Source organism: Micromonospora maris AB-18-032 (assembly GCF_000204155.1).
In the GTDB taxonomy this organism is placed as follows: Bacteria; Actinomycetota; Actinomycetes; order Mycobacteriales; family Micromonosporaceae; genus Micromonospora; species Micromonospora gifhornensis.
This window is the reverse complement of record NC_015434.1, coordinates 6,343,811-6,368,734: the sequence shown is the minus strand read 5'-3', so window position 1 is coordinate 6,368,734 and position 24,924 is coordinate 6,343,811. Positions and strand designations below refer to the sequence as shown.

General features: G+C 70.0%; 24 protein-coding genes. 12 read left to right on the top strand and 12 right to left on the bottom strand.

Going from position 1 to position 24,924, the window contains the following annotated elements; all coding sequences use genetic code 11:
* Positions 1-12: 12 nt before the first annotated feature.
* From VAB18032_RS28255 to VAB18032_RS28235, 5 genes are all read left to right on the top strand, one after another.
* Positions 13-1,677 (top strand): ABC transporter substrate-binding protein, encoded by a 1,665-nt coding sequence (locus VAB18032_RS28255; RefSeq protein WP_043722246.1) that lies wholly within the window; start codon positions 13-15, stop codon positions 1,675-1,677.
* A 77-nt stretch (positions 1,678-1,754) separates the two neighbouring features.
* Entirely contained in the window at positions 1,755-2,759 is a 1,005-nt protein-coding gene (locus VAB18032_RS28250) for an ABC transporter permease (RefSeq protein ID WP_013736360.1), read from the top strand.
* Entirely contained in the window at positions 2,756-3,724 is a 969-nt protein-coding gene (locus tag VAB18032_RS28245; RefSeq protein ID WP_013736359.1) for an ABC transporter permease, read from the top strand. Before VAB18032_RS28250 ends, VAB18032_RS28245 begins: the two co-directional genes overlap by 4 nt.
* Positions 3,725-3,728: 4 nt before the next feature.
* Positions 3,729-4,823, top strand: coding sequence for an ABC transporter ATP-binding protein (locus tag VAB18032_RS28240; protein WP_043722242.1), 1,095 nt, complete (start codon positions 3,729-3,731; stop codon positions 4,821-4,823).
* Complete coding sequence (locus VAB18032_RS28235; RefSeq protein ID WP_013736357.1) at positions 4,820-5,923, top strand: ABC transporter ATP-binding protein; 1,104 nt, start codon at positions 4,820-4,822, stop codon at positions 5,921-5,923. Before VAB18032_RS28240 ends, VAB18032_RS28235 begins: the two co-directional genes overlap by 4 nt.
* 129 nt (positions 5,924-6,052) lie before the next feature.
* On the opposite strand, the gene VAB18032_RS28230 is transcribed toward VAB18032_RS28235, so the two are convergent.
* Positions 6,053-6,496: a hypothetical protein gene (locus VAB18032_RS28230; RefSeq protein WP_013736356.1), complete on the bottom strand. Its 444-nt coding sequence runs from the start codon at positions 6,494-6,496 to the stop codon at positions 6,053-6,055.
* Positions 6,478-7,140, bottom strand: coding sequence for an HNH endonuclease family protein (locus VAB18032_RS28225; protein WP_013736355.1), 663 nt, complete (start codon positions 7,138-7,140; stop codon positions 6,478-6,480). Before VAB18032_RS28225 ends, VAB18032_RS28230 begins: the two co-directional genes overlap by 19 nt.
* A 108-nt stretch (positions 7,141-7,248) precedes the next feature.
* Between VAB18032_RS28225 and VAB18032_RS28220 the strand changes: the two genes are divergently transcribed.
* Positions 7,249-8,688 carry an MFS transporter gene (locus VAB18032_RS28220; RefSeq protein ID WP_043722235.1) on the top strand — a complete coding sequence of 480 codons (1,440 nt, stop codon included), beginning with the start codon at positions 7,249-7,251 and terminating at the stop codon, positions 8,686-8,688.
* A gap of 30 nt (positions 8,689-8,718) precedes the next feature.
* Here VAB18032_RS28220 and leuA read toward each other — a convergent pair whose 3' ends face one another.
* From leuA to VAB18032_RS28205, 3 genes are all read right to left on the bottom strand, one after another.
* A complete protein-coding gene (gene leuA, locus VAB18032_RS28215; RefSeq protein ID WP_013736353.1) occupies positions 8,719-10,491 on the bottom strand; it encodes a 2-isopropylmalate synthase in 1,773 nt (590 codons plus the stop codon).
* 218 nt (positions 10,492-10,709) lie between these two features.
* Positions 10,710-11,258 carry a nitroreductase family protein gene (locus VAB18032_RS28210; protein WP_013736352.1) on the bottom strand — a complete coding sequence of 183 codons (549 nt, stop codon included), beginning with the start codon at positions 11,256-11,258 and terminating at the stop codon, positions 10,710-10,712.
* An 84-nt stretch (positions 11,259-11,342) separates the two neighbouring features.
* The gene (locus VAB18032_RS28205) at positions 11,343-12,125 is read right to left on the bottom strand and encodes a hypothetical protein (RefSeq protein WP_013736351.1); all 783 of its coding nucleotides are present in this window, start codon (positions 12,123-12,125) and stop codon (positions 11,343-11,345) included.
* A gap of 255 nt (positions 12,126-12,380) precedes the next feature.
* Between VAB18032_RS28205 and VAB18032_RS28200 the strand changes: the two genes are divergently transcribed.
* Together VAB18032_RS28200 and VAB18032_RS28195 are read left to right on the top strand one after the other, a co-directional pair.
* Positions 12,381-13,646: an aspartate kinase gene (locus VAB18032_RS28200; protein ID WP_013736350.1), complete on the top strand. Its 1,266-nt coding sequence runs from the start codon at positions 12,381-12,383 to the stop codon at positions 13,644-13,646.
* 5 nt (positions 13,647-13,651) lie between these two features.
* Complete coding sequence (locus VAB18032_RS28195) at positions 13,652-14,713, top strand: aspartate-semialdehyde dehydrogenase (protein ID WP_013736349.1); 1,062 nt, start codon at positions 13,652-13,654, stop codon at positions 14,711-14,713.
* A gap of 206 nt (positions 14,714-14,919) precedes the next feature.
* On the opposite strand, the gene VAB18032_RS28190 is transcribed toward VAB18032_RS28195, so the two are convergent.
* The gene (locus VAB18032_RS28190; protein ID WP_013736348.1) at positions 14,920-16,338 is read right to left on the bottom strand and encodes a sensor domain-containing diguanylate cyclase; all 1,419 of its coding nucleotides are present in this window, start codon (positions 16,336-16,338) and stop codon (positions 14,920-14,922) included.
* A gap of 186 nt (positions 16,339-16,524) precedes the next feature.
* Here VAB18032_RS28190 and VAB18032_RS28185 point away from each other — a divergent pair, with 186 nt between their 5' ends.
* The 4 genes from VAB18032_RS28185 (at position 16,525) to VAB18032_RS28170 (ending at position 18,670) form a co-directional block, all read left to right on the top strand.
* Entirely contained in the window at positions 16,525-17,304 is a 780-nt protein-coding gene (locus VAB18032_RS28185; protein WP_013736347.1) for a phosphodiesterase, read from the top strand.
* 321 nt (positions 17,305-17,625) lie between these two features.
* Positions 17,626-18,084, top strand: a complete 459-nt coding sequence (locus tag VAB18032_RS28180) for a lamin tail domain-containing protein (RefSeq protein WP_126711404.1) — start codon at positions 17,626-17,628, stop codon at positions 18,082-18,084.
* Positions 18,085-18,131: 47 nt separating this feature from the next.
* Entirely contained in the window at positions 18,132-18,362 is a 231-nt protein-coding gene (locus VAB18032_RS28175) for a hypothetical protein (RefSeq protein ID WP_013736345.1), read from the top strand.
* Positions 18,363-18,433: 71 nt separating this feature from the next.
* On the top strand, positions 18,434-18,670 hold the full coding sequence (locus tag VAB18032_RS28170) for a hypothetical protein (protein WP_013736344.1): 237 nt from the start codon (positions 18,434-18,436) through the stop codon (positions 18,668-18,670).
* A 36-nt stretch (positions 18,671-18,706) separates the two neighbouring features.
* Here VAB18032_RS28170 and VAB18032_RS28165 read toward each other — a convergent pair whose 3' ends face one another.
* The 6 genes from VAB18032_RS28165 to trpB all read right to left on the bottom strand — a co-directional run bounded on the left by VAB18032_RS28165 (position 18,707) and on the right by trpB (position 24,871).
* Positions 18,707-19,456: an SDR family oxidoreductase gene (locus tag VAB18032_RS28165; RefSeq protein WP_013736343.1), complete on the bottom strand. Its 750-nt coding sequence runs from the start codon at positions 19,454-19,456 to the stop codon at positions 18,707-18,709.
* An 88-nt stretch (positions 19,457-19,544) separates the two neighbouring features.
* A complete protein-coding gene (locus tag VAB18032_RS28160; RefSeq protein WP_013736342.1) occupies positions 19,545-20,798 on the bottom strand; it encodes an ATP-grasp domain-containing protein in 1,254 nt (417 codons plus the stop codon).
* A 22-nt stretch (positions 20,799-20,820) separates the two neighbouring features.
* Positions 20,821-21,765 (bottom strand): TauD/TfdA family dioxygenase, encoded by a 945-nt coding sequence (locus VAB18032_RS28155; RefSeq protein WP_013736341.1) that lies wholly within the window; start codon positions 21,763-21,765, stop codon positions 20,821-20,823.
* Between the two features lie 231 nt (positions 21,766-21,996).
* Positions 21,997-22,839: a GntR family transcriptional regulator gene (locus VAB18032_RS28150; RefSeq protein WP_013736340.1), complete on the bottom strand. Its 843-nt coding sequence runs from the start codon at positions 22,837-22,839 to the stop codon at positions 21,997-21,999.
* Positions 22,840-22,931: 92 nt separating this feature from the next.
* Positions 22,932-23,681, bottom strand: a complete 750-nt coding sequence (gene trpA / locus VAB18032_RS28145; RefSeq protein WP_013736339.1) for a tryptophan synthase subunit alpha — start codon at positions 23,679-23,681, stop codon at positions 22,932-22,934.
* A complete protein-coding gene (gene trpB, locus VAB18032_RS28140) occupies positions 23,678-24,871 on the bottom strand; it encodes a tryptophan synthase subunit beta (protein WP_013736338.1) in 1,194 nt (397 codons plus the stop codon). The genes trpA and trpB overlap by 4 nt, the downstream gene beginning before the upstream one ends.
* Positions 24,872-24,924 lie beyond the last annotated feature (53 nt).

The following is a 24,924-nucleotide window of genomic DNA, read 5'->3' as shown; positions in this document are numbered from 1 at the left end:
GGTGAAAGCACCATGCGTGCATCCAGGCCGAAGGTCGCTATCGCGGCCATCGCGGCCGCGGCCCTCGCGGTAGCAGGCTGCGCCGAAAGCGACCGCGAAGAAGGCTCCGGCGGTAATAAGAAGGACACCCTCGTCTTCGGCGTTGCCGGAGACCCGAAGGTGCTGGACCCGAGTCTCGCGAGCGACGGTGAGTCGCTGCGCGTGGCCCGTCAGGTGTTCGAGACCCTGGTCCGCCCGGAAGACGGTGGCACCAAGGTCAGTCCCGGTCTCGCCGAGTCCTGGGAGCCGGACGCCGCCGGCACGACCTGGACGTTCAAGCTGCGCTCCGGTGTGAAGTTCCACGACGGCGAGGAGTTCAACGCCGAGGCCGTCTGCTACAACTTCAACCGCTGGTACAACGCCAAGGGCCTGATGCAGAGCCCGGACGTGACGGCGTACTGGCAGGACATCATGGGCGGCTACGCCGCCAACGAGGACCCCGCCCTCGGCGAGAGCCTCTTCAAGTCCTGCACCGCCACCGACCCGACCACGGTCAGCCTGGCCTTCACCCGGGTCTCCAGCAAGATCCCGGCCGCCCTGATGCTGCCGTCCTTCTCCATCCACAGCCCCAAGGCGCTGGAGCAGTACGACGCCAGCAACATCTCGGGTAGCGCGGATGACATCAAGTACCCGGCGTACGCGACCGCGCACCCGACCGGTACCGGCCCGTTCAAGTTCAAGGCCTGGGACGTCCCGAACAAGACGCTGACCCTGGAGCGGAACGAGGACTACTGGGGCGAGAAGGCCAAGCTCAAGACCCTGATCTTCAAGACCATCTCGGACGAGAACGCCCGTAAGCAGGAGCTGCGTTCCGGCGGCATCCAGGGTTACGACCTGGTCGGCCCGGCCGACGTCGAGCCGCTGAAGGGTGAGGGCTTCAACGTCCTGACTCGCCCGGCCTTCAACATCCTCTACCTGGCGATCAACCAGAAGGGGAACCCGAAGCTGGCCGACCTCAAGGTCCGGCAGGCGCTCGCGCACGCGATCAACCGCCAGGCCCTGGTCGACTCGAAGCTGCCCCCGGGCGCCCAGGTCGCGGTGAACTTCTTCCCGGACACCGTCGAGGGCTGGAACGGCGACGTCACCAAGTACGAGTACGACGCCGAGAAGGCGAAGGCGCTGCTGGCCGAGGCCGGTGCGTCGGACCTGACTCTGCGGTTCCACTACCCGACCGAGGTCACCCGGCCGTACATGCCGAACCCGAAGGACCTGTTCGAGCTGATCTCGGCGGACCTCCAGGCGGTCGGCATCAAGATCGAGGCGATCCCGCTCAAGTGGAGCCCGGACTACCTCAACGCCACCACCTCCGGTGACAAGCACGACATCCACTTCCTCGGATGGACCGGCGACTACGGCGACGGCTACAACTTCATCGGTACGTTCTTCGACCGGCAGAAGGACGAGTGGGGCTTCAACAACCCGGCCCTGTTCGAGAAGTTCAAGAAGGCTGACAGCACCGCCGACATGGCGGAGCGGGTCGCGCTCTACAAGGAGCTGAACGCCGACATCATGAACTTCCTGCCCGGTGTGCCGATCTCGCACTCGCCGCCGGCCATCGTGTTCGGCAAGGACGTGACCGGGGTCAAGGCGAGCCCGCTCACCGACGAGCGGTTCTCCACCGCCGAGTTCAAGTCCTGACCTGAAGCACCGACCGCGGGCGGGCGCTGTTACCCACAGCGTCCGCCCGCGATCCTCAGCACCCCTCCGAGGCCGCCGTGTTCCGGTTCATCATCAGACGCCTGCTACAGCTGATACCCACGCTGTTCGGGCTCTCCATTCTGTTGTTCATCTGGCTCCGGCGGCTGCCGGGCGGCCCTGAGACCGCCATCCTCGGCGAGCGGGGTACGCCTGAGATGCGGGCCGCCATTCGCCGTAACCTCGGCCTCGACGAGCCGATCCTGATCCAGTACGGCCGGTTCGTGAAGCGGATGATCCGCCTCGATCTCGGCACGTCCATCTCCACCAAGCGCGAGGTCACCACCGAGTTCCTCCAGCGCTTCCCCGGCACCATCGAGCTGACCATCACCGCCATGGTGATCGCGATCGGCATCGGCATCCCGCTGGGCTACCTGGCCGCCCGCAAGCGCGGCCGGTTCCTCGACTACGCGTCCGTCGGTGGATCGCTGATCGGCATCTGCATCCCGGTCTTCTTCCTGGCGTACGTGCTCAAGGCGATCTTCTCGGAGAACCTCGGCTGGTTCCCGTCGAGCGGTCGCCAGGACCCGATTCTCGGCGCCACCCGGATCACCAACTTCTTCGTCCTGGACGGGCTGATGACCCGGGAGTGGGACGCCGCCGCCGACGCCCTCTGGCATCTGGTCCTGCCGGGCATGGCACTGGCCAGCATCCCGTTGGCGATCATCGTCCGGATCACCCGGGCCAGTGTGCTCGAAGTGCTGGGCGAGGACTTCGTCCGCACCGCCGAGGCCAAGGGCTTGACCGAGAACGTCGTACGCCGCCGGCACGTGCTGCGCAACGCGATGCTGCCGGTGGCCACCTCGATCGGTCTGCTCACCGGCGGACTGCTCTCCGGCGCGGTGCTCACCGAGACGGTCTTCGCCTTCAGCGGGATCGGGGCCTTCCTCGCCGAGTCCATCAGTAACCGTGACTATCCCGTACTGATGGGCTTCATCATGATCATCGCAGTGGTCTACGTCATGGTGAACCTGATCGTGGACCTCTCGTACAGCCTGATCGACCCGAGGGTGAGGGTCCGATGACGATCATCAGCGGGAAGAAGCGCGAGAAGATCGACCGGCTCGCCGAACTGGCCGCCCGGGAGGACGAGCGCGGGGTCAGCCTCTGGCAGGACGCGTTCCGTCGGCTGCGACGTAACCCCGCCGCCATCGTCGGCGCGGTCATCCTGGCCATCTTCGTCCTGGTCGCCATCTTCGGGCCGTTCTTCGTGCCGTACGGACCGAAGGACACGATGGGCATCCGCGAGGGTGTGGTCAAGGTGGGGCAGGGCCTCATCCCCGGCCCCTCCTCCGAACACTGGCTCGGCTACGACCACCAGGGTCGGGACGTGTTCAGCCGGATGATCATCGGAGCCCGGCAGACCCTGCTGGTCGGCGTGGTCGCCACCCTGATCGGTCTGGCGCTCGGCGCGCTGATCGGTGGTGTGGCGGGTGCCGCCGCCGGGCTCGGTGGCCGCTGGGGCCGCATGGTGGACGCCGTCCTGATGCGCTTCATCGACATGCTGCTGGCGCTGCCCAGCCTGCTGCTCGCGGTGAGCATCGCGGCGCTGCTCGGGCCGAGCCTGATCACCGTCATGATCGCCGTCGGTATGGTCTCGGTGCCGATCTTCGCCCGGCTGCTGCGCGGCTCGATGATCGTCCAGTCCAACAAGGAATACGTGCTGGCGTCCACCTCGCTCGGCGTCAGCAAGTCGAGGATCGCACTGGCGCACGTGCTGCCGAACTCGCTGGCCCCGGTCATCGTGCAGGCCACGCTGACGCTCGCCACCGCGATCATCGAGGCCGCCGCCCTGTCGTACCTCGGTCTCGGTAACCCGGACTCCTCCGTACCCGAGTGGGGCGTCATGCTTGCCGACGCGCAGCCGTGGCTCGGCATCCGGCCCGCACTGGCCATCTACCCGGCGGTCGCCATCATCATCACCGCGCTGGGCTTCACCCTGCTCGGTGAGGCGATGCGTGAGGCCCTCGACCCGAAGCTGCGGAAGTAGAAAAATGGCACTACTTGAAGTGGAAGACCTCTCGGTCAGCTTCGCCCGGCGTGGTCAACGCACCGTACGCGCCGTCGACGGGGTTTCCTTCACGGTCGACACCGGTGAGGTGGTCGGCCTGGTCGGTGAGTCCGGCTGCGGCAAGTCGGTGACCTCGCTGGCCATCATGGGGCTGCTGCCCAAGCAACCCGGCCTGACGGTGGGCGGCAAGGCCGTCTTCGACGGCACCGACCTGCTCCAGCTCGACGACCGGTCCCGGCGCGACATCCGGGGTCGGGACATCGCGATGATCTTCCAGGACCCGCTGTCGTCGCTGAACCCGGTCATCCCGATCGGCCTCCAGGTCACCGAGGTGCTGACCCGGCACCGCGGGATGAAGGGTGACGCGGCGGCGAAGGAAGCCGCTCAACTGCTGGACCGGGTGGGCATCCCGGATCCGAAGCGGCGACTGAAGGAATATCCGCACCAGCTCTCCGGCGGGATGCGGCAGCGGGCCCTGATCGCCATGGCGGTGGCCTGCCAGCCGCGCCTGCTGATCGCCGACGAGCCGACGACCGCCCTCGACGTCACCATCCAGGCGCAGATCCTGGAACTGCTCAAGGACCTGGTCCGCGACTCCGGCACCGCGCTGGTGATGATCACCCACGATCTCGGTGTGGTGGCCGGCATGTGCGACACGATCAACGTCCTGTACGGCGGCCGGGTGGTGGAGACCGCCCGACGCCGTCCGCTGTTCCGCGAGCCCAGGCACCCGTACACCGTGGGGTTGCTCGGGTCGGTGCCGCGTCTGGACGCCGGACGTGGCGAGCGGCTCACCCCCATCCCGGGCTCGGTACGGGATCTGCTGCCCTGGGCGGAGGGTTGTGCCTTCGCCCCGCGCTGCACCCGGCGGGTGGATGCCTGTGTGGGTCAGCCGCCGGAGCTGGTGACGGCGCACGACGGCCGCAGCTACCGTTGCGTCAACCCGGCTCCGCCGGCGGGCGCGACCCCGGCAGCGGCACCCGTCGACCCGGCGGCATCGGCCGATTCAGCGGCTACCGGCGAGGCGGCCTCGGCCGGTGGCCAGGTGCCGGCGCCGCGCGAGGAGGAGAAGCCATGACCGACAGCGACATCCTCGTCGAGGTACGGGACCTGAAGGTGCACTTCCCGATCAAGCGGGGAGTGCTGTTCGACCGGACGGTCGGCTACGTCAAGGCGGTCGACGGCGTCGACCTGCGCATCGCGCGGGGCAAGACCTACGGGCTGGTCGGCGAGTCGGGTTGCGGCAAGTCCACCCTCGGGCGGGCGCTGCTCCAGCTCAATCCGCCGACCGCCGGTCAGGTCAGCTTCGACGGCGTCGAGCTGACCACCCTCGCCCCGAACAAGCTGCGCGCCATGCGCAAGCGGATGCAGATGATCTTCCAGGATCCGATGTCCAGCCTGGACCCCCGGCAGAACATCGAATCGATCTTGACCGAGGGTCTGCAGACGCACGGCATCGGCGGCAACCGGGAGGAACGCCGGAAGATCATCTCGGAGACGCTGGACAAGGTCGGGTTGCCCCGCTGGGCCCTGTCCCGCTACCCGCACGAGTTCTCCGGCGGCCAGCGGCAGCGCATCGGCATCGCCCGCGCCCTGGTGCTGGGGCCGGAGTTGATCGTCGCCGACGAGCCGGTCTCCGCGCTTGACGTGTCGATCCAGGCCCAGGTGGTCAACCTGCTCGACGAGTTGCAGGACAGCCTCGGCCTGACCTACCTGGTGATCGCACACGACCTGGCGGTGGTCCGGCACATCTCCGACACGGTCGGCGTGATGTACCTGGGCGCGCTTGTGGAGGAGGCGCCCGGTGACCGGCTCTACACCGAGCCGCTGCACCCGTACACCCGGGCGTTGATGTCGGCGGTGCCGGTGCCGGACCCCGACGTCGAGGACCGGCGCGAGCGCATCCTGCTCGCCGGTGACCTGCCCTCACCTGCCAATCCGCCGGCGGGCTGCCGATTCCACACCCGGTGCCCCTGGGCCCAGCCGACCCGCTGTGCGGACGAGCGTCCCGTGCTGCGGGAGATCGGCGAGAGTCGGGTCGCCTGCCACTTCGCGGAGCGGATCGCCAGCGGTGAGCTGCGTCCGCACAAGGTGAGCGTGGAGATCGTCCGGCCGGCGGGTGAGGGCGAGGAGCCCGGCACCGTCTCCGCTCCCACCGAACCCGGCTCCTTCGTGTAAGGAAGGGCCCCTTCCTAACGCCTGGCGTATAGGAAGGGGCCCTTTCTAACGTCTGCGGCCCTGCGCTGGCACGCTCCAGCGGGCCCGGGCGGGCTCGGCGCTCGGGCAGGCTGAGCGTCCGGGACGGGCTCAGCCCTCGGGACGGTTCAGCAGGCCGACCGCAATGCTGTGCACGGCGTCCAGCCCGGCGGCGTCGTCCAGCGGGGCCTTGCCGCCGCTGACCACGTACCACTCGTCCGCGTCCTTGTACTGGACGTGCAGCGTGACCTGGCCGTCGGCGAACTCGGTGCGCAGGGTCAGCTCACCGGTGACCACGCCGACCTCGTCGGTCATCACCCCGCCCGGCCCGGGCACGATGTCCGTCGTGCGGCTCTGCGGGCCGCTCGCGCCCCCGGCGTCGGCGATCATGCCCGCGCCCGGCACCTCGACCTCGCTCGCGGCAGCGCCGTCGGCGGTCATCCCGGCCGTGGTCGGGCCCGGGCCGCCGGTCGCCGCCGCCTCCGCTGCGTCGGCGTCCGGCGTACGCTCGGACGTCGGGTCGTCGGCCGCTCCGGTTACGGCTTGCTCTCCCATGTGCAGCCCTCCAACATGTCGGTCAGTGCGGCCTTCTCGGCACTGGTCACCGTCAGCTGCCAGTGGTGCTTGACCGCCACCCAGTCGTGGGCGTATTGGCACCAATATGACTGGCTTGGCGGCTTCCACTGGGACGGATCCTGGTCACCCTTTGCCCGGTTGGAAGAGGCGGAAACCGCGAAAAGCTGCGGCCGGTCCAGATCGTTTGCGAAATCGCCCCGCTTGGTGTCGTCCCACTCGTCGGCTCCGGAACGCCAGGCGTTGGCCAGCGGAACCATGTGGTCGATGTCGACCTGCAGGGGATCGGTGAAGCTGCGGCCGTCGTACACGCTCTCCCACTGGCCGCCGACGACGTTGCAGCCGGAGCGCTGGATGCCCTTGCCATCGCGCTCCAGCACCGTGTCGCGGACGTCGCAGTTCTGGCCGGTCTTACGCCAGTGCGGGAAACGCTTGCGGCTGTAGCCGCGCATCGGGTTGGCCTCGGCGACGGTCAGCTCGGAGAGCATCTGGTTGGCGGTGCCACCGCCGCTGCTCGACGAGGTGTCCGGCACCTCGTCGAGCGGAACACACCCGGCCGCGCCGAGGGTCAGCGCCGCGACGAGCGCGAGCGCCCCCAGGGCGCGGGGTCCTGATCTGGTACGCACAGACGACACCTCTCCAGCTTGCGGGTATTCGCCGATCCCGCACAGTACCCGTACGGTGTTTTGGCGTTTCGTAGTGTCTGGCAGATGGTGCACGGCAGATTGGTAGGCATGCCTGAATCAGCACCCGCCCTACGGATGAGTACGGCAGCCGGCCGGGGCACCCTCGCCGCCGCCGTACTCGCCTCCGGCATGGCCTTTCTGGACACCACCGTGGTCAACGTGGCCCTGCCCAGGCTCGGCGCCGACCTCGACGCCTCGGTCTCCGGCCTACAGTGGACGGTCAACGGGTACCTGCTGACCCTGGCCGCGTTCGTCCTGCTCGGAGGCGCGCTCGGCGACCGGTTCGGCAGGCGACGGGTCTTCCTGCTCGGCGTCCTGTGGTTCACCGGCGCATCGGTGCTCTGCGGTCTGGCCCTGCGGACCGACTGGCTGATCGCCGCCCGCCTGCTGCAAGGGGCCGGCGCGGCCCTGCTGACACCCGGCTCGCTGTCGTTGCTGCAGGCCAGCTTCCACCCCGACGAACGGGCGAAGGCGATCGGCGTCTGGTCGGGCCTGTCGGGGGTCTCCACGGCACTCGGCCCGCTCCTCGGCGGCTGGCTGATCGACGCCCTCTCCTGGCGGTGGATCTTCTTCCTGAACGTGCCGTTGGCGGTGCTGGTGGTGCTGGCCGCCCTGCGCTGGGTGCCGGAGAGCCGGGACGAGAGCACCTCGCGGACCCGTGGGACCGGCGAGCGGGGCCGACGCTTCGACGTCGCCGGTGCGCTGCTGGGTGCGGTCGCGCTGGCCGGTGTCACGTACGCCCTGGTCGACGCGCCGGGTCGGGGCCTGCAGTCGCCGCCGGTGGCCGGGGCGGCCGTGGTCGCGGTGCTCGCCGCGGTGGCGTTCGTGCTGGTGGAGCGGCGACGCGGCGAGACGGCGATGCTGCCGACCGGGCTGTTCGGCAGCCGGCTGTTCTCGGTGCTGAACGTCTTCACCGTGCTGGTCTACGCCGCGCTCGGCGGGTTCACCTTCTTCATCGCCGTCTACCTGCAGAACGTGGTCGGCTGGTCGGCGTTCGTGACCGGGCTGGCGCTGGTGCCGATGACCCTGCTGCTGCTGGTCGGCTCACCGGTGGCGGGTGCGCTGTCGGCGAAGATCGGACCACGGCTGCTGCTGACCGTGGGGCCGGCGCTGGCCGCTGTCGGTCTGCTGCTGCTGCGCGAGGTCGGTCCGGGCGCGTCCTACTGGCGGCAGGTGCTGCCCGGAGTGGCGGTGTTCGGGCTCGGGCTGACCATGGTGGTGGCGCCGCTGACCGCGTCGGTCCTGGCCGCGGTCGCCGACCGGTTCGCCGGGGTGGCCAGCGGCTTCAACAACGCCGCGTCCCGGGTGGGCGGGCTGCTCGCGGTCGCCGCCCTGCCGCTGCTGGTCGGGCTCTCCGGCACCGGGTACGCGCAGCCGACCGAACTGACCGCAGCCTATCGAGGGGCCCTGCTCTGGTGCGCCGGGCTGCTGCTGGCCGGGGCGGCCATCGCCGCGGTGTTCGTGCACCGTCCACCCCGCGAGGGGTAGGGGAGGGCTCGGCGGCCCTCCCCCTGGACCTCAGCGGTGGGCGCGGTTGACGGCGCTGGTGACCGCCTTGATGGAGGCGGTGACGATGTTGGCGTCCATGCCGACGCCCCAGACCGTACGACCGTCGACCTCACACTCGACGTACGCCGCGGCCTGCGCGTCGCCGCCGGAGGAGAGCGCGTGCTCGTGGTAGTCGAGCACCCGTACCGCCACTCCGGTCGAGGCCAGCGCGTTGACGTACGCGTCGATCGGGCCGTTGCCGATCGCGGTCAACGCCTGGGGCTTCCCGGCGACGTCGACCTGCGCGGTGATCTCGACCTTGCCGTCGGCGGTGCCGATGGCGTACTCGGTCAGGGTCACTCTCGGGTCGCTCTGGTGGTCGAGCAGGTACTGCGCGGCGAAGATCTGCCACATGGTCTCCGGGGCGACCTCGCCACCGTCGTGGTCGGTGACCTGCTGCACCACGCCGGAGAACTCGATCTGGAGCCGGCGGGGCAGGTCCAGCTGGTGCTCGGTCTTCATGATGTACGCGACGCCGCCCTTGCCGGACTGCGAGTTGACCCGGATGACCGCCTCGTAGCTGCGGCCCAGATCCTTCGGGTCGATCGGCAGGTAGGGCACCGCCCAGGTGAACTCGTCGACAGGTACGCCGGCCGCCGCCGCGTCGGCGTTCAGCGCGGCGAAGCCCTTGTTGATGGCGTCCTGGTGGGAGCCGGAGAAGGCGGTGTAGACCAGGTCACCGGCGTACGGGTGCCGCTCGTGCACGGGCAGCTGGTTGCAGTACTCGACGGCCCGCTTGACCTCGTCGATGTCGGAGAAGTCGATCATCGGGTCGATGCCCTGGGAGAACAGGTTCAGGCCCAGCGTGACCAGGTCGACGTTGCCGGTGCGCTCGCCGTTGCCGAACAGGCAGCCCTCGATCCGGTCCGCCCCGGCCAGCAGGCCCAGCTCGGCGGCGGCGACCCCGGTGCCCCGGTCGTTGTGCGGGTGCAGGCTGAGCACCAGGCTGTCGCGGCGGGGCAGGTGCCGGTGCATCCACTCGATCGAGTCGGCGTACACGTTCGGCATGGCCATCTCGACGGTGGCCGGCAGGTTGATGATCAGCTTGTGGTCCGGCGTCGGGTCGATCACCTCGATGACCTTCGCGCAGACCTCCAGCGCGTACTCCAGCTCCGTGCCGGTGTACGACTCGGGCGAGTACTCGTAGTGGATGTCGGTGTCCGGGGTGTGGATCTCGGCGTACTTCTGGCACAGCCGGGCGCCGGTGGTGGCGATGTCGGCGATGCCGTCGCGGTCCAGCCCGAAGACCACCCGCCGCTGGAGCGTGGAGGTGGAGTTGTAGAAGTGCACGATCGCCCGGCGTGCGCCGCGCAGGGACTCGAAGGTCCGCTCGATCAGGTGCTCCCGGCACTGGGTCAGCACCTGGATCGTCACGTCCTCGGGGATCAGATCCTGCTCGATCAGCTGCCGGACGAAGTCGTAGTCGGTCTGGCTGGCCGACGGGAAGCCGACCTCGATCTCCTTGTAGCCCATCTGGACCAGCAGTTGGAACATCCGGCGCTTGCGCTCCGGCGACATCGGGTCGATCAGAGCCTGGTTGCCGTCGCGCAGGTCGACCGCGCACCAGCGGGGGGCGGCCTCGACGTGCCGGGTGGGCCAGGTGCGGTCGGGCAGGTCGATCCGGAACTGCTGCCGGTACGGCTCGTAACGGCGGTACGGCATCCCGCTGGGACGCTGCCGGGCGATGGGATCGATGTCGGTGGTGCTGGCTTGGTGAGCCATGGCGAAAGTCTCCTGGGTCATGTGACGTCAGCAGTGGCTGTCGGCAGCGGTGCCGAGAGGGAAGGATCCGGGGCAGTGCTGGCGGCGCGGTTCGACTCCGCGACGAGGTGCCGGCCGTCAGGCCTCGTCGCGGCGACCAAGGAGAAGGCTCGCCTGCCACATGACAGAGTCACCCTACGTGATGGGGGTGAGAGTGGGAAGGTGCGTCCGCAATATGAGACGCAGTTCGCATCTGTTGGTCACCGAGACGCATCGTCGCAGGTCAGGACCATTTCGCCGAGAGGTCGGCGGTGGCGCAGACCCGTTTCGTCGGGCACCAGGTCGGCCGGCAGGCTCAGCGGATCACCCAACTTCCCGACCGCGACCACCACGTACGGTCGCAGGTCGTCGGCTAGGTCGAGGTCGGTCGCCAGGCCCGCCCGATCCAGGTCGGTGAGTTGGCGGACGTACAGGCCGAGCGCGGTCGCCTGCACGGTGAGGTGGGCCACCGCCTGACCCAGGTCGTACGCGGCCATCGGGTGTCCGGTGCGGGGGTGTGCGACGAGCAGCAGCAGACTGGCCCGTCCTGCCCAGCGCTGTTCGCCGGGCGGCAGGTTGACCAGGATTCGTTTGAAGGTGTCGTCGTCGCGGTGACCGACTGCGAACCGCCACGGCTGCCCGTTGTCGATCGAGGGTGCCCAGCGGGCCGCCTCCAGCAGCGTCGCCGCCTCGGCTCGGGTCAGTTCGGCGTACGGGTCGAATGCTCGGGGGCTCCACCGGAACGCCAGTAACGGGGTGAGGTCGGTCATGCGAACAGTGTCCCCTATGGGGGATTTGATCACTTTGGTCCGGGCGGGTGGATGTGGTGAAAAGCACCCGTAACGGATATGCCGTCAGGGCGTTCCTGTACCGGTCGGGTCGCCCTCCGCCGTCGGCGGTGCGTCGGGGGGAGCGGTCAGGCCCAGCGGCTCGCCCTCCACCACCGGCCCGGCCAACTGCACCGAGGCCGGGGCCGGCTCCGGCGTCGCGGCAAGCGTCAGGGTGCCGAACGCCGCGCGTACCGCGGTGAGGGTGCCGTCCGCGTCGAAGCAGTAGATCCCCACGTCCAGCGGCGGATTGATCGACGCCGCGGTGGTCTCCACGGAGTAGCAGGAGCCGCTGGCCCCGGCGGGTGCCATGGCGGGGGAGACGGACAGCGGAGCGCGTCGGTCGGTCAGCACGTCCAGCCAGTCAGTGAACGGGTGCTGCACCCGGGGGTCGAGTCGGCGTGGCAGGGTGTCGTCCCGTTCGCCCAGGCGTACGCAACTGGCCGGCTCCGGGCGGGTCGGCGTGGGAAGCGCGCACTGGAACAGCCCGTCGGTGGTGGCCGCGAGCGAGATGTCGGCCGTGCCGCCGAGCGCACCTCCGGGCACGTCCACCCGCCAACTGCCGTCGTTCGCGCTGGTGACCAGGATCAACCGGTCCGCCTCGCCGTCGACCCGCAGTGTGTAGCGGGCGACCAGGTGCCGATCCTGGGCGGCGGCGGCGTGCGCGGCCAACTCGTCGCGGGCGGCGTCCATCCCCACCGGGCGAGGCGCCGAGGTCGGTGGCGGCGGATCGGCGGGCGGATCGGTCGAGCAGCCGGCGAGCAGCACGGACAGGGCAAACACGAACGGGGCGACCCGGTGGGCGTACACCCGGTCATTCTCGGCGTTGAGGGCGTCGCGCGGACACCCCCCGGCATGCTCCCGTTTCCGGCGTGTCGCGCGCCACGTCGCCCGCGTACCCGGGCCGGATCGTGGGATCACCTGACCCGACGGTCAGAGCAGACCGATACGCTGACGTCGACCGACCCGCGCCGCCGGCCACCGGTGCCGGCGGCGTCGGCACGCTCAGCCTGAGTGCCGCCCGGCAGCGGCACGCTCAGGGCAACCGGGAGGGAGTGCGCCGTCGTGGCACTCGTGGTGCAGAAGTACGGCGGATCCTCCGTCGCCAACGCCGAGCGGATCAAGCGGGTGGCCGAGCGGATCGTCGCCGCCCGTAAGGCCGGCGACGACGTGGTGGTCGTGGTCTCCGCGATGGGTGACACCACCGACGAGCTGCTCGACCTGGCCAACCAGGTCAGCCCGCTGCCGCCCGGTCGCGAGCTGGACATGCTGCTCACCGCCGGTGAGCGGATCTCCATGGCGCTGCTCGCCATGGCCATCCACAACCTGGGCTACGAGGCCCGCTCGTTCACCGGTTCGCAGGCGGGCGTGATCACCACCTCGGTACACGGTCGGGCGCGGATCATCGACGTCACCCCGGGGCGGCTCAAGGGCGCGCTCGACGAGGGCGCCGTGGTGATCGTCGCGGGCTTCCAGGGCGTCTCCCAGGACACCAAGGACGTCACCACCCTGGGGCGGGGCGGCTCGGACACCACGGCGGTGGCGTTGGCCGCCGCGCTGAACGCCGACGTCTGTGAGATCTACACCGACGTGGACGGCGTCTTCACCGCCGACCCGCGGATCGTGCCGAACGCCCGGCACATCAAGCAGATCACCTACGAGGAGATGCTGGAGCTGGCCGCCTGCGGCGCCAAGGTCCTGCACCTGCGCAGCGTGGAGTACGCCCGCCGGGCGGGCCTGCCGATCCACGTTCGTTCGTCATACTCGACAAACACCGGCACGATGGTCACCGGATCGATAGAGGAGCTTCCAGTGGAGCAGGCACTGATCACCGGAGTGGCTCACGACCGCAGCGAAGCCAAGATCACGATCGTCGGGGTGCCCGACGAGCCGGGCGCTGCGGCGCGGATCTTCGACACCGCGGCGAGCGCCGAGATCAACATCGACATGATCGTGCAGAACGTCTCCACCGAGGGCACCGGTCGCACGGACATCTCCTTCACCCTGCCCAAGGCCGACGGCCCCACCGCGATGGCCGCGCTCAGCAAGATCCAGGAGTCGGTCAACTTCAAGGGCCTGCTCTACGACGACCACGTCGGCAAGGTCTCCCTGATCGGTGCCGGGATGCGCTCGCACCCCGGTGTCGCCGCCGGCTTCTTCGCCGCGCTGGGCCAGGCCGGCGTCAACATCGAGATGATCTCCACGTCGGAGATCCGGGTCTCCGTGGTCTGCCGGGACACCGACCTGGACGCTGCGGTCCGCGCCATCCACGAGGCCTTCGACCTCGGCGGCGACACCGAAGCCGTGGTGTACGCGGGGACGGGACGGTAGGGCGGGTGGCCGGGCTGCCCACCCTGGCCGTGGTCGGGGCGACGGGAGCCGTCGGCACGGTCCTGTGTGAGCTGCTCACCGGGCGTCGCAACGTCTGGGGCGAGATCCGGCTGCTGGCCTCGGAACGGTCCGCCGGGCGCAAGGTCCGCTGCCGGGGCGAGGAACTCACCGTCCAGGCGCTGACCGAGGAGGCGCTCGACGGCGTCGACGTCGCGATGTTCGACGTACCGGACGAGGTCGCCGCACACTGGGCGCCCATCGCCGTACGCCGGGGAGCGGTCGTGGTGGACAACTCCGGTGCCTTCCGGATGGACCCGCACGTCCCGTTGGTGGTGCCGGAGATCAATCCCGAGCAACTGCGGGACCGGCCACGAGGCATCGTCGCCAACGGCAACTGCACCACCCTCGCGATGATCATCGCGGTGGCGCCCCTGCATCGCGAGTACGGGCTGCGTGAGCTGGTGCTCGCCTCGTACCAGGCGGTTTCCGGGGCCGGTCAGGCCGGTGCGGACACCCTGCACGACCAGCTCATCAAGGTGGCTGGCGACCGCGCGCTGGGCTCCCGCGCCGGCGACGTACGGCAGGCGGTCGGTGACGACCTCGGTCCCTTCCCCGCGCCGTTGGCCCTCAACGTGGTGCCGTGGACCGGCCTGCTGGCCGACGAGGGGTGGTCCTCCGAGGAGATGAAGCTGCGCGACGAGTCGCGCAAGATCCTCGGCCTGCCCGACCTGAAGGTCTCCGCCACCTGCGTACGAGTACCGGTGGTGACCGGCCACTCGGTGGCGGTGCACGCGGTCTTCGCCACGGAGATCGACACCGACGGCGCCCGCGAGGTGCTGCGCAACGCGCCCGGGGTGATCGTGGTCGACGACCCGGCGGCCGGCGAGTTCCCCATGCCGATCGACGCCGTCGGCACCGACCCGTCCTGGGTCGGCCGGATCCGTCGCGCCCTCGACGACCCCCGTGCCCTCGATTTCTTCGTGACCGGCGACAACCTCCGCAAGGGCGCCGCCCTCAACACCGCCCAGATCGCCGAACTTCTAGCCAAAGACCTAACCCACCCCTGACCTCCCCTCCCGTGACCACGACCCCCTGGTCCGCGTCGATCTTGCACTTTTCGTCCCGTCATATCGGGGCAAAAGTGGCACAACGGCGACGGGAAGTGCATGATCGCTGGGGCTGGGGCTGGGGCTGGGGCTGGGGCTGGGGCTGGGGCTGGGGCTGGGGCTGGGGCTGGGGCTGGGGCTGGGGCTGGGGCTGGGGCTGGGTGGGGTCAGGCGGCGGAGAGGCGGACGCCGTCGCGGCCCTGGCGTTTGACGGCGTAGAGGGCCTGGTCGGCGCGGCGGAGCGTCAGTTCGGGCGACTCGCCGGGGCGGGGGAGGGCGACACCGACGCTGATCGTACGGCCGATTCGGCGGGCGGCCTCGGTGAGTCGCTCGGCCACCCGGACCGCTTCCTCGGGGCGGCTCACCTCGATCACCGCGACGAACTCGTCGCCACCGATGCGGTACAGCTCGTCGCCCTGCCGCAGCGCGCCTTCCAGGGCTCGGGCCAGCCCGACCAGCACCCGGTCACCGGCCTGGTGGCCGTACGTGTCGTTGACGGTCTTGAAGCCGTCCACGTCGATCGCCAGCAGGGCGGTACGCCCCGGAGTGGCGGTGGCGATCCGCTGCCCGAACGGGCCGGTGTGCCGCAGCCCGGTGAGCGGGTCGGAGCTGGCCTGCTCCCGTAGCCGGTCGAGGGTGCGCAGCCGGTCCAGGCAGGTCCACGCCTGGCCGGCCAGCAACTCCAGGAGGTTGACCGTCCGAGGGTCCGGGCGCAGCAACCGCTCGCCGGCGACCAGCAGCACCCCGCCACCCTCGGGTGAGCCGAGCGGTACCGCCACCAGGGTGCGCACCCCGGCCCGTACCAGCGGGTCGTGTTCCTCGGTCGGTGGGTGGCCCGCCTCGCCGAGGGTGTGACCGGTGCCGTACCGGTGGGCTCGGGCGACGATGGCGCGCAGCGCCTGCGGGCCGGCCTCGGCCAGTTCGGCGCGGATCCGGGTCTCCAGCTCGCCGGGGGTGGCTGTCGGCTCGCTGAGTTGCGGACCGCTGCGGCCCGACAGCAGCAGCATCGCCGTGTCGAGGGCGGACACGTCTCGGGCGGCCCGGGTCGCGGTCGCCAGCAGGTCCCACTCGGTGGTGGCGGCGGTCATCGCGGCGGCGTGCCGGAGCAGTTTCTCGCTGCGGCTCTCCGCCGGGCCGCCGAGCGCCATGATCCGGGCACCCAGCCGTCCGGCGACCCGCTCGGCGGTCGCCCGCCACGCGGCGAGCTCGGCAGGGCCGGTCCACTGCACGTCGAGTACGCCGATGCGGCGGCCCGCCGGATCGCAGATGGGTACGCACACCTCGGCGGTGACGTCGGGGCGTACCGGGATGTGGTCGGGGTCGGTGCTGATGTCCGGGACGACGGCCGACCGACCACCGGTGAAGACCCGCCCGACGATGCCGGCGTCGGGGGCGACGGTGGCGAAGACCTGCCAGGAACCGGTGGCGGCGACGCAGCGGAGTCGACCGTTGACGTGCAGCAGGACGGCGATCGTCGCGGGGGTGTAGCGGGCCAGAGCGTCCACGGTCGCCTGGCAGACCTCGGCGACGGTCGACGCCATGGGTAGGCGGACCGTGACGTCGCGGATGACTTGCTGGTGATCCACTTGTGCGTCGTCCCAGGTCGGCTCGGGTCCCGGCCGGTTCCGGGACGCTGATCAAGCGTACTCATGGTGGCGGGGAGCGGATTTGTTCGTACACACGTGCTATCCACAGGCTGTGGATGCAGCCTGTGGGCCCACGCGCGGGCCGTCGCAGCGATAGCGTGAGGGTCCCGGTCGAGTGGAGGCGCCATGCTCATCGCCCACCTCAGCGATCCGCACCTCACCACCGGCGTACTCGGTGCCGAGCCGGCGGCCGGGCTGCATCACGCGCTCGGGCGGGTGCTGGCCCTCAATCCCCGGCCCGACTGCGTGGTGATCACCGGTGACCTCGCCGACCATGGTCGGCCCGACGAGTACGCCGCGCTGCGCGAGGTGATCGGTCGTTTCCCGCTGCCGCTGTATCTGACCACCGGCAACCACGACGATCGGGAATCGCTGCTGGATGCCTTCGGCGGTACGCCCTGGCTGGGGGGCAGCTTCTCGGCGTACTACCAGGTGGAGCAGCCCGGCTTGACCCTGGTGGTGCTCGACTCGTTGGTTCCGGGCTCGAACGGCGGTCGACTCGGTGCCGAGCAGCTCACCTGGCTCGACGGGGTGCTCGCCGCGCGGCCCGACGTGCCGGCCGTCCTCTGCCTGCACCATCCGCCGGTCGAGGTCGGCATCCCGGCCGCCGACGAGATCCGCCTCGCCGACGGTGACGCCTTCGCCGAGGTGCTGCTGCGACACCCCCAGGTGGTACGCGTCGCCGCCGGGCACCTGCACCGGCCGGTGACCACCATGTTCGCCGGAACGGTGCTGACCGTCGCGCCGAGCACCTGGCGGCAGGCCACCTTGACCATGAGCGACGACGAGCAGATCGGCTGGGTCACCGAGCCGACCGCCCTGCTGCTGCATCAGGTGAGCGACCGCGGCTGTGTCACGCACACCGTTCAGGTCAGCCACACCGCCGGCATGACTTGCGGCTACTGAGCTTCCTGTACGGGTGGGGCTGGCCAACGGGGCCCTTCCTGGGCCGCGCCGATGCCCAGAGCCGTCGAGGCACCGTCCACAACGGCCGACGAAGCACCCTTCGGTCGATGTGAATCTGGACCAGGGTCGGTCCTGATCATCCAGAACGGCTGATCGATTCGACCCGGCCGGATGTCCGATCAACCCGCGCGGATCGTATTCGACGGCACGGCGTGCGCGGGTATTCACGTTGCCCGTTCCCGTCGCTAACCTCGCTGCCGTCACGCGCGTCGGTGTGACACGACCGCGCCGAATTCGGCGCTCTCAGTGGGGGAAAGACGCATGACGAGAAGGCTTCTCGGACTCATCACCGCGGTTGCCATGACGGTGGGTGGCTCGCTGGCCGCCGCCGCTCCGGCGCAGGCCGCCACTCCGGCCATCGAGATCACGAAGGTGTACTACGACTCGCCGGGGACGGACAACCGCTCGAACTCCAGCCTCAACGCCGAGTACGTGAAGCTGACCAACCGGCGGTCCAGCACCATCAACCTGAAGAACTGGACGCTGCGCGACAAGGCCAACCACGTCTACAAGTTCAGCGGCGACTTCAAGCTCGGCAAGGGCAAGAGCGTCATCATCCGTACCGGCAAGGGCAAGAACACCGCCAGCACCCGCTACTGGGGCTCGGGCAACTACATCTGGAACAACACCGGCGACACCGCCTACCTGCGTAACGCCAGCGGCAAGCAGATCGACAAGTGCTCGTGGAGCAAGAAGGGCAAGGGCTACACCAACTGCTGAGCTGCTCGGAGCGGGCGCCGTACGGAAACGGTTCTACACTGGCCGGCGTGCGGCGCCCACGTCTTCGACAGGTACTGCTCGGCCTCGGCTTCCTGCTGTGGCTGGTGGCCGGTCTCGACCTGTGGTTCGACTGGCTCGGATGGCTCACGCCACCGTTGCTGCTGGTCGCGGGCGCCCTCGTGCACGGCCCGGACGTCGTCCGGGCGTGGCGGGAACGCACTTCGAAGCCGCCGGAACCAGCGGAACGGGTTCTGCGGCACTACCCCACCTGGTGGTGATCCACCAGCGGCAGCGGGCACAGCCGGTAGCTGGGGCAGGCAATCCGTCCCAGGTGAGATCTAATGATCCCGTGCCCAAGCTTTTCGACAGCTCACTCAGCCACCACCTGCGCTATCCACTCTGGGTGTACGCGGTGCCCGTGGTCCTCTTCGCCGCTCTGCCCGCCTGGATCCTGATCGACGGCGACAACCTGCTCGCTGCCGTCCTGGTCGTGCTCGGCAACGTGCAGGCGATCCTCCTGGGCCGGATTCTCCTCGCTCGAAACCTGGTGGCGAAGGGAAAGCTCAGAGCAGAGGACCTGGGCTGAGCCGCCTGGCACGGCGACTCAGCCCGCAGCCGGTCGTCAGCCGCCGAAGAGCGGCTGACGGTGCACCTTGTGCTGGGCGGCCTGGGCGACCGGACGCACGACGAGACGATCCACGTTGACGTGACTGGGCAGCCCCACCGTCAGGGCGATGCACTCGGCGATGTCCTCGGCGACCAGCGGCCGGTCCACACCCGCGTAGACGGCGGCGGCCTTGTCCGCGTCACCCTTGAACCGGTTCACCGCGAACTCGTCCGTACGGACCATCCCCGGCGCAATCTCCACGACCCGGATCGGTTCGCCGCACAACTCCAGCCGGAGCGTTTCGACAAGCGCGTGTTCCGCGTGCTTGGCCGCCGTGTAGGTGCCGCCGAACTCGTAGTTCACGTGGGCCGCCGTCGAGGTCACCGTCACGATGGTCGGCGCGTCGGAGGACCGCAGCAGCGGCAGTAGCGCCTGGGTGACGTGCAGCATGCCCAGCACGTTGACCTCGAAGCTCTGCATCAGGTCCGCCGGGGACGCGCTGGCCAGCGGGTCAGCCCCGACCGCCCCACCCGCGTTGTTGACCAGGACGTCGCAGCGTTCCAGCCCGGCGGCCAGAGCCTGGGCGGACGCCTGGTCGGTGACGTCGAGCGCGACCGCCTGACCACCGATCTCCGCCGCCAGAGCCTGGAGCCGGTCCAGTCGGCGGGCCGCCACCACGACGAAGAACCCGTCCTTGGCCAGCCGGCGCGCCGTCGCCGCTCCGATGCCGCTGCTGGCGCCCGTCACGACCGCGGTGCGCTTCATGGCGTTTCGTCTCCCGTTCCCACTGTTCCGGCAGGCGTGTGCCGTCCCGGAGGACGGCACTTCGCCCGATCGCAGCCGCGTGGCTGCATCAACCGATGGCGAATTCTATCTGTGCGTTGATCGCCTCGGCCTTGGCGATCGCGTCGAGCGCGTCGGTGCCGGAGGCCAGGATGTAGCCGTTGCTGCAGTCGGCGACCGTCAACAGCGGCGCGACCTCGTCCCCCGGGTTCTTGGTGATGACGACGGCGGTGTCCTCGGCGCCCAACTCGAACAGGTACGGCATGAACACCTTGGCCTGCTCACCCGGCGGGATCCGCAGCACCTTCGCCGGGATGTCCTCGTGCACGGTGATCGACTTGATCGGTCCCGGATCCGGGGTCAGGAACAGCGCGACCGCGCCGCCGATCGGTGCCGGAGACTCCAGCGGAAGCTCGTCGATGCCAAGCGGGACCGTGAGGAACATGCGGTTGAGGTCCAGACCGAAGGCCCGGCGGACCAGTTCCGGGGCGCCGCTGCCGGCGAGCCGGGCGTGCGATTCGAGGACCCGGGGACCGTCCGGGGTGAGGACGAACTCGCTGTGCGACGGCCCTTCGGTGACACCGACGGCGTCCAGCAGCTTGGCGGTGAGTTCCCGCAGCTCGGCGAGGTACGGCACGGCGACCCGACTCGGCGTGCTGACCTCCCACTCCACGAACCGGTCGTTCATCCGGTACTCCGAGTAGCCGATCGTGAGGTGCCGGCCCTCGAAGGAGAACGAGTCGACGCTTACCACCGGGCCGGACAGGAACTCCTCCGCCATCGGGTTGGTGATCCCCGCGGCGGCCAGCTCCGCCATGGCCTCGGCCACCTGCGCGGGGGTCTCGACCTCCTTGATGTGCAGGCTCGCCGCGCCGTCGAGCGGCTTGAGGACGATCTTGCCGCCGACCTGCGCCAGGAAGGCGACCGCCTCGTCCACCGAGCTGACCACCTGGTAGCGGACGTTCTCCACCCCGGCCTTGGCCAGGCACTCCCGGGTGAGCGCCTTGTCCTTGAGCGCACGGGCGGTGAACTCGGTGACGCCGGGCAGACCGAACTGGTCCACGACGTAGCCGGACGAGATCGCGGCGACCTCGGTCGTGGTCATCACCCGGTCGAACGGGCGCTCGGCATGCAGCGGGCTCAGCGCGGCATGGATCGCCGGGCCGTCGGCCAGCGGAGCGTGTACGACCCGCTCGGTGTGCTGCAGGATGGACTGCTCGTACTTGCCCTCCTCGTGCACCAGCACGACGTCGATGCCGAGTTCCTTGGCGCCGTGGATCGGCGCGGGCATACCACCGATGACGGCGACGCGATATTTGCCCATGGTCTTCCTCCGTGTACCCAGGTCAGCTTGCATAGCAACGACGCAACCAGCGGGCGGTCTCCGTCGGGCCGGGCTGGAAGGCCCGTCGGCGGTGCAGCACCCGGTAGTTGTCGAAGATCAGGAAATCTCCGGGGCTCAGCACGAACTCCTCGGCTCGCGCCTGCTCCAGGGCCTGGACCCAGCGGTCCAGGGCAGCGGCCGCCGCAGGGGTGGTCCCGGTGACCGTGCCCCGGTCGTACCGTGCCCGGGTGCCCTCGTAGCTCTGCTCCAACAGGGCGGCGTCCGGCAGGGGCGCGGTCTCGTCGTTGGACGCGGGCGGGCCGACGAGGAACTGGGCCGACTGGAGGGCCTGGACGGTGGCGTCGTCGAGGGCGGCCACGGCGTCCTCGATGGCGAGCACCTCGGTGGGTACCTGCTCCTCGTTGCGGACCGCATAGAAGCTGAGGTAGCGCGGGACGTACCGGCGCGGGTCGACGCCCTTGCCGCCGAACGGCAGGTGCGGGTTGTCGGTGTGCCAGAAGAACTCCGAATCGGCACCCCAGGAACTGGTGGTGCCGGCCGCCGCCGGATTCGGCGCGACATTGCGGATGTAGCGGCCGTTGTTCTCGTAGTCGACCGCGAACGGCGTCAGCGAGAGCAACTGCAGCAGACCGAAGTGCAGCGCGTTGGTCACGGCCATCGCGGTCTCGTCGGTGAAGCCGTTGCGCGGTGTGGCCGGGAACTCCTGCTGCGGCAGGTTACCGATGGTCAGGACGTGCGAGCCGGTCGCCGGGTAGAACGTCAACGCCTGGAGGATCTCGCCGGGAAGATGGGTCTGCAGGGCGTGTGCGCCGATTCGGGCGAGGATCGCCTCGTGCGCGTCCGAATCCAGCGTGATGTCGCAGAGGGCGGCCGTGAGCTCCTTGTCGAGCAGGTCACGGGTCCTGTCGTCCAGGTGGTGACGGGCCACCCGAAGTGCGCGGGACATGTCTGGCTCCGATCATGGGAGTCGCCGCGAATCCCCAACTCGCGGTCGTGTCGGGTGGAACGCCCAGTCGTTCGGACACCCGAGACCCCAAGATGCCGCACGGACACGATGGGTAACAACGCCGTCGCGGAGGCCAGAAGTGGCCAGGCACCTTGCTGCCTTCCCCGGCGGTGACGCGCGCTTCTTCGGCGGTGACGCGCGCTTCTTCGGCGGTGACGCGCGAGCGGTCGCCTACCGCACCGGTGCTTGCGGGGCCTGTCGCTCGTCGCCCGAGGCGGCCGGGGAGTGCACGGCACCCCACCGCACCGACAGTCGGGTCGCGGCCCGCTCGGCACGGATCTCCATGGCGTTGCCGACGATCACCGCCCGGTCGACCACCACTGCGGTGCCGTCGAGGGCCACTGTCGTCCGCTCGCTGACGAAGACGGGACTGCCGACCGGCTGGCGTAGGTGCCCGGCCACCGGCGCGGAGAGCACGCCCGGGACGATCCGCTCCGAGGCGCGCAGGATGGCGACTCCGCAGTCGGCCAGGGCGGCGTACAGCGACGTGGTGACGAAGTCGCGCTCCCGGATCGCCGCCCCCTGCGGCGACCGCACCCAGGAGACCTGGTGGATGGCGGGACGGCCGTTGAGCAGGCGCAGCCGTTCCAGGCGCAGGGTGCGCTCGCCGTCACCACCTGCGAGCCGGTCGGCCACCCAGGCCGGCGGGCGTCGCAGCCCGCTCGACAGGACCTGGGTGACCACCTCGTGGCCCTGCTCGCGCAGGTCCTCGGTGAAGCTGCGCAGCGTGTCCACCCGGTACGCCGCCTGAACCGGCGTGACGTACGTGCCCCGCCCTGCCTGCTGGACGATGAGTCCCTCGTCGGACAACTGTTGCAGGGCCTGACGCAGCGTCATCAGCGTGACGCCGTAGTGGGCGCTCAGCTCCCGCTGGGCGGGCAGCGCTTCGCCGGGCGCGTACTCGCCCTGGTGGATGCGGGACGCCAGGTCGGCTGCGATCTGGCGGTACCGCGCGGGTGGCCGGCCACCGGATGCCGGCGCACCCGCTCCGGGCGTCGTCGTCGCATCACCCATGGGAGTCTCCCGTCCACCGCACCGCCGTACCGGTGCCCCAGTCTGGCGCACCGTGGGCGGCAGCGGCACAGGGCACCTGCCCAGGCCCGCGCTTACCCGCCGACTCCCACGACCACGCCGTCCAGCGCCGCCCGGAACTCCGCGATCGTGGCACCGATCTCCTCGGGGCCGGCACCGTCGAGCACCATCCGCATCAGCGCCGACGCCACCACGACACCGTCGGCGGCGTCGGCGGCCGCCACCGCATGGGCGGGCTGCGAGATGCCGAAGCCGAGCAGCACCGGCAGGTCGGTCATGGCCCGCAGCTCACGGGCGAGCCGGAGGGCGTCCTCGCCGAGCCGGTCACGCTCACCGGTGGTGCCCATGACGGACACGGCGTAGACGAAGCGTCGACTGCGCTGCGCGATGGCGGCCAGCCGCGACGGGGTGGTGGTGGGCGCGGCGAGCAGGACGAGGTCGACCCCGGCCGCCGTGGCCGTCGCCTCCAGCTCGTCCACCTCGTCGATCGGCACGTCGGGCACGATCAGCCCGCTGACGCCGGCCGCGGCGAGATCGGCGCAGAACGACGGGTTGTGGATCACCAGGTTGTAGTACGTCATCGCGATGAGCGGTACGTCGACGTTCAGGCCGGTGAGGTCGTCGAGGATGGAACGCACCGTGACGCCCTGTTGGAGGGCGTGGTGCGACGCCTGCTGGATCGTCGGTCCGTCGAGGATCGGGTCGGAGAACGGGAGCCCGATCTCGATCATGTCGGCGCCGTGGCGCGCGTACTCCTCGACGTACCGGGTCCAGTCGGGTCGGATGCCGCCGGTCACGTAGGGAACCAGGAGTTTGCCGCTCATGCCGCTTCCCGAATGGTGTGGATGTCCTTGTCGCCGCGCCCGGACAGGGTGACCAGCACGGTGCAGAAGGGGGGCAGTTCGCCGCTCTCGGCGGCCCGGATCACCCAGGCGATGGCGTGGGCCGATTCGAGGGCCGGCAGGATCCCCTCGGTGCGGGCCAGTCGCCGTACCGCCGGGATGACCTCCTCGTCGCTGACCGTGACGTAGCGGGCCCGCCCGGAGTCGTTGAGGAAGGCGTGCTCCGGGCCGATGCCCGGGTAGTCGAGCCCGGCCGCGATCGAGTGCGCCTCGCTGACCTGACCGTCCTCGTCCTGCAGAACGTACGAGCGGAAGCCGTGCAGCACACCGACCCGGCCGAAGGCGACCGCCGCCCCACCCTCGGCCTCCACGCCGATGAGCTGCGCCGGGGTGTCGACGAAGCCGGCGAAGGTGCCGGCGGCGTTCGAGCCGCCGCCGATGCAGGCCACCACGTAGTCGGGCACGCCGGTCCGCAGCTCGGCGGCGCACTGTGCGCGGGCCTCCTCACCCACGACCCGCTGCAACTCCCGCACGATCCACGGGTACGGGTGCGGGCCCATCACGGAGCCGATGCAGTAGTGGGTGTCGTCGACCCGGGTGACCCAGTGCCGCAGGGCCTCGCTTGTGGCGTCCTTGAGAGTGCGGCTGCCGCCGGTGACCGGAATGACCTCGGCACCGAGCAGTTCCATCCGGAACACGTTGAGTGCCTGCCGCTCGACGTCCTTGGCCCCCATGTAGACGGTTGCTTCCAGGCCGAGCAGCGCGGCGGCGGTGGCCGTCGCGACGCCGTGCTGGCCGGCACCGGTCTCGGCGATCAACCGCGTCTTGCCCATCCGGCGCGCCAGCAGGGCCTGACCGAGCACGTTGTTGATTTTGTGCGAGCCGGTGTGGGCGAGGTCCTCCCGCTTGAGCAGCACGTTGATGCCGAGCTCGGCGGAGAGCCGCCAGGCCGGGGTGAGTGCGGTCGGGCGGCCGGCGTACACGGCGAGCAGTCGGTCGAGGTCGCGGCGGAAGCGCTGATCCGCCCACGCCTCCCGGAACGCCTCCTCCAGCTCGGCGCAGGCGGGGATCAGCGACTCGGGCACGAAGCGGCCACCGTGCCCACCGAACCTGCCGCGCTCGCCGGGATCGGCCATGAGGCTGCCGTTGGGCAGCACGGTCAGGTCCGTCACGTCGGCTCCATCTGTTCTAGAACTGTTGCCTGTCAGCATGGCACACCGACAGG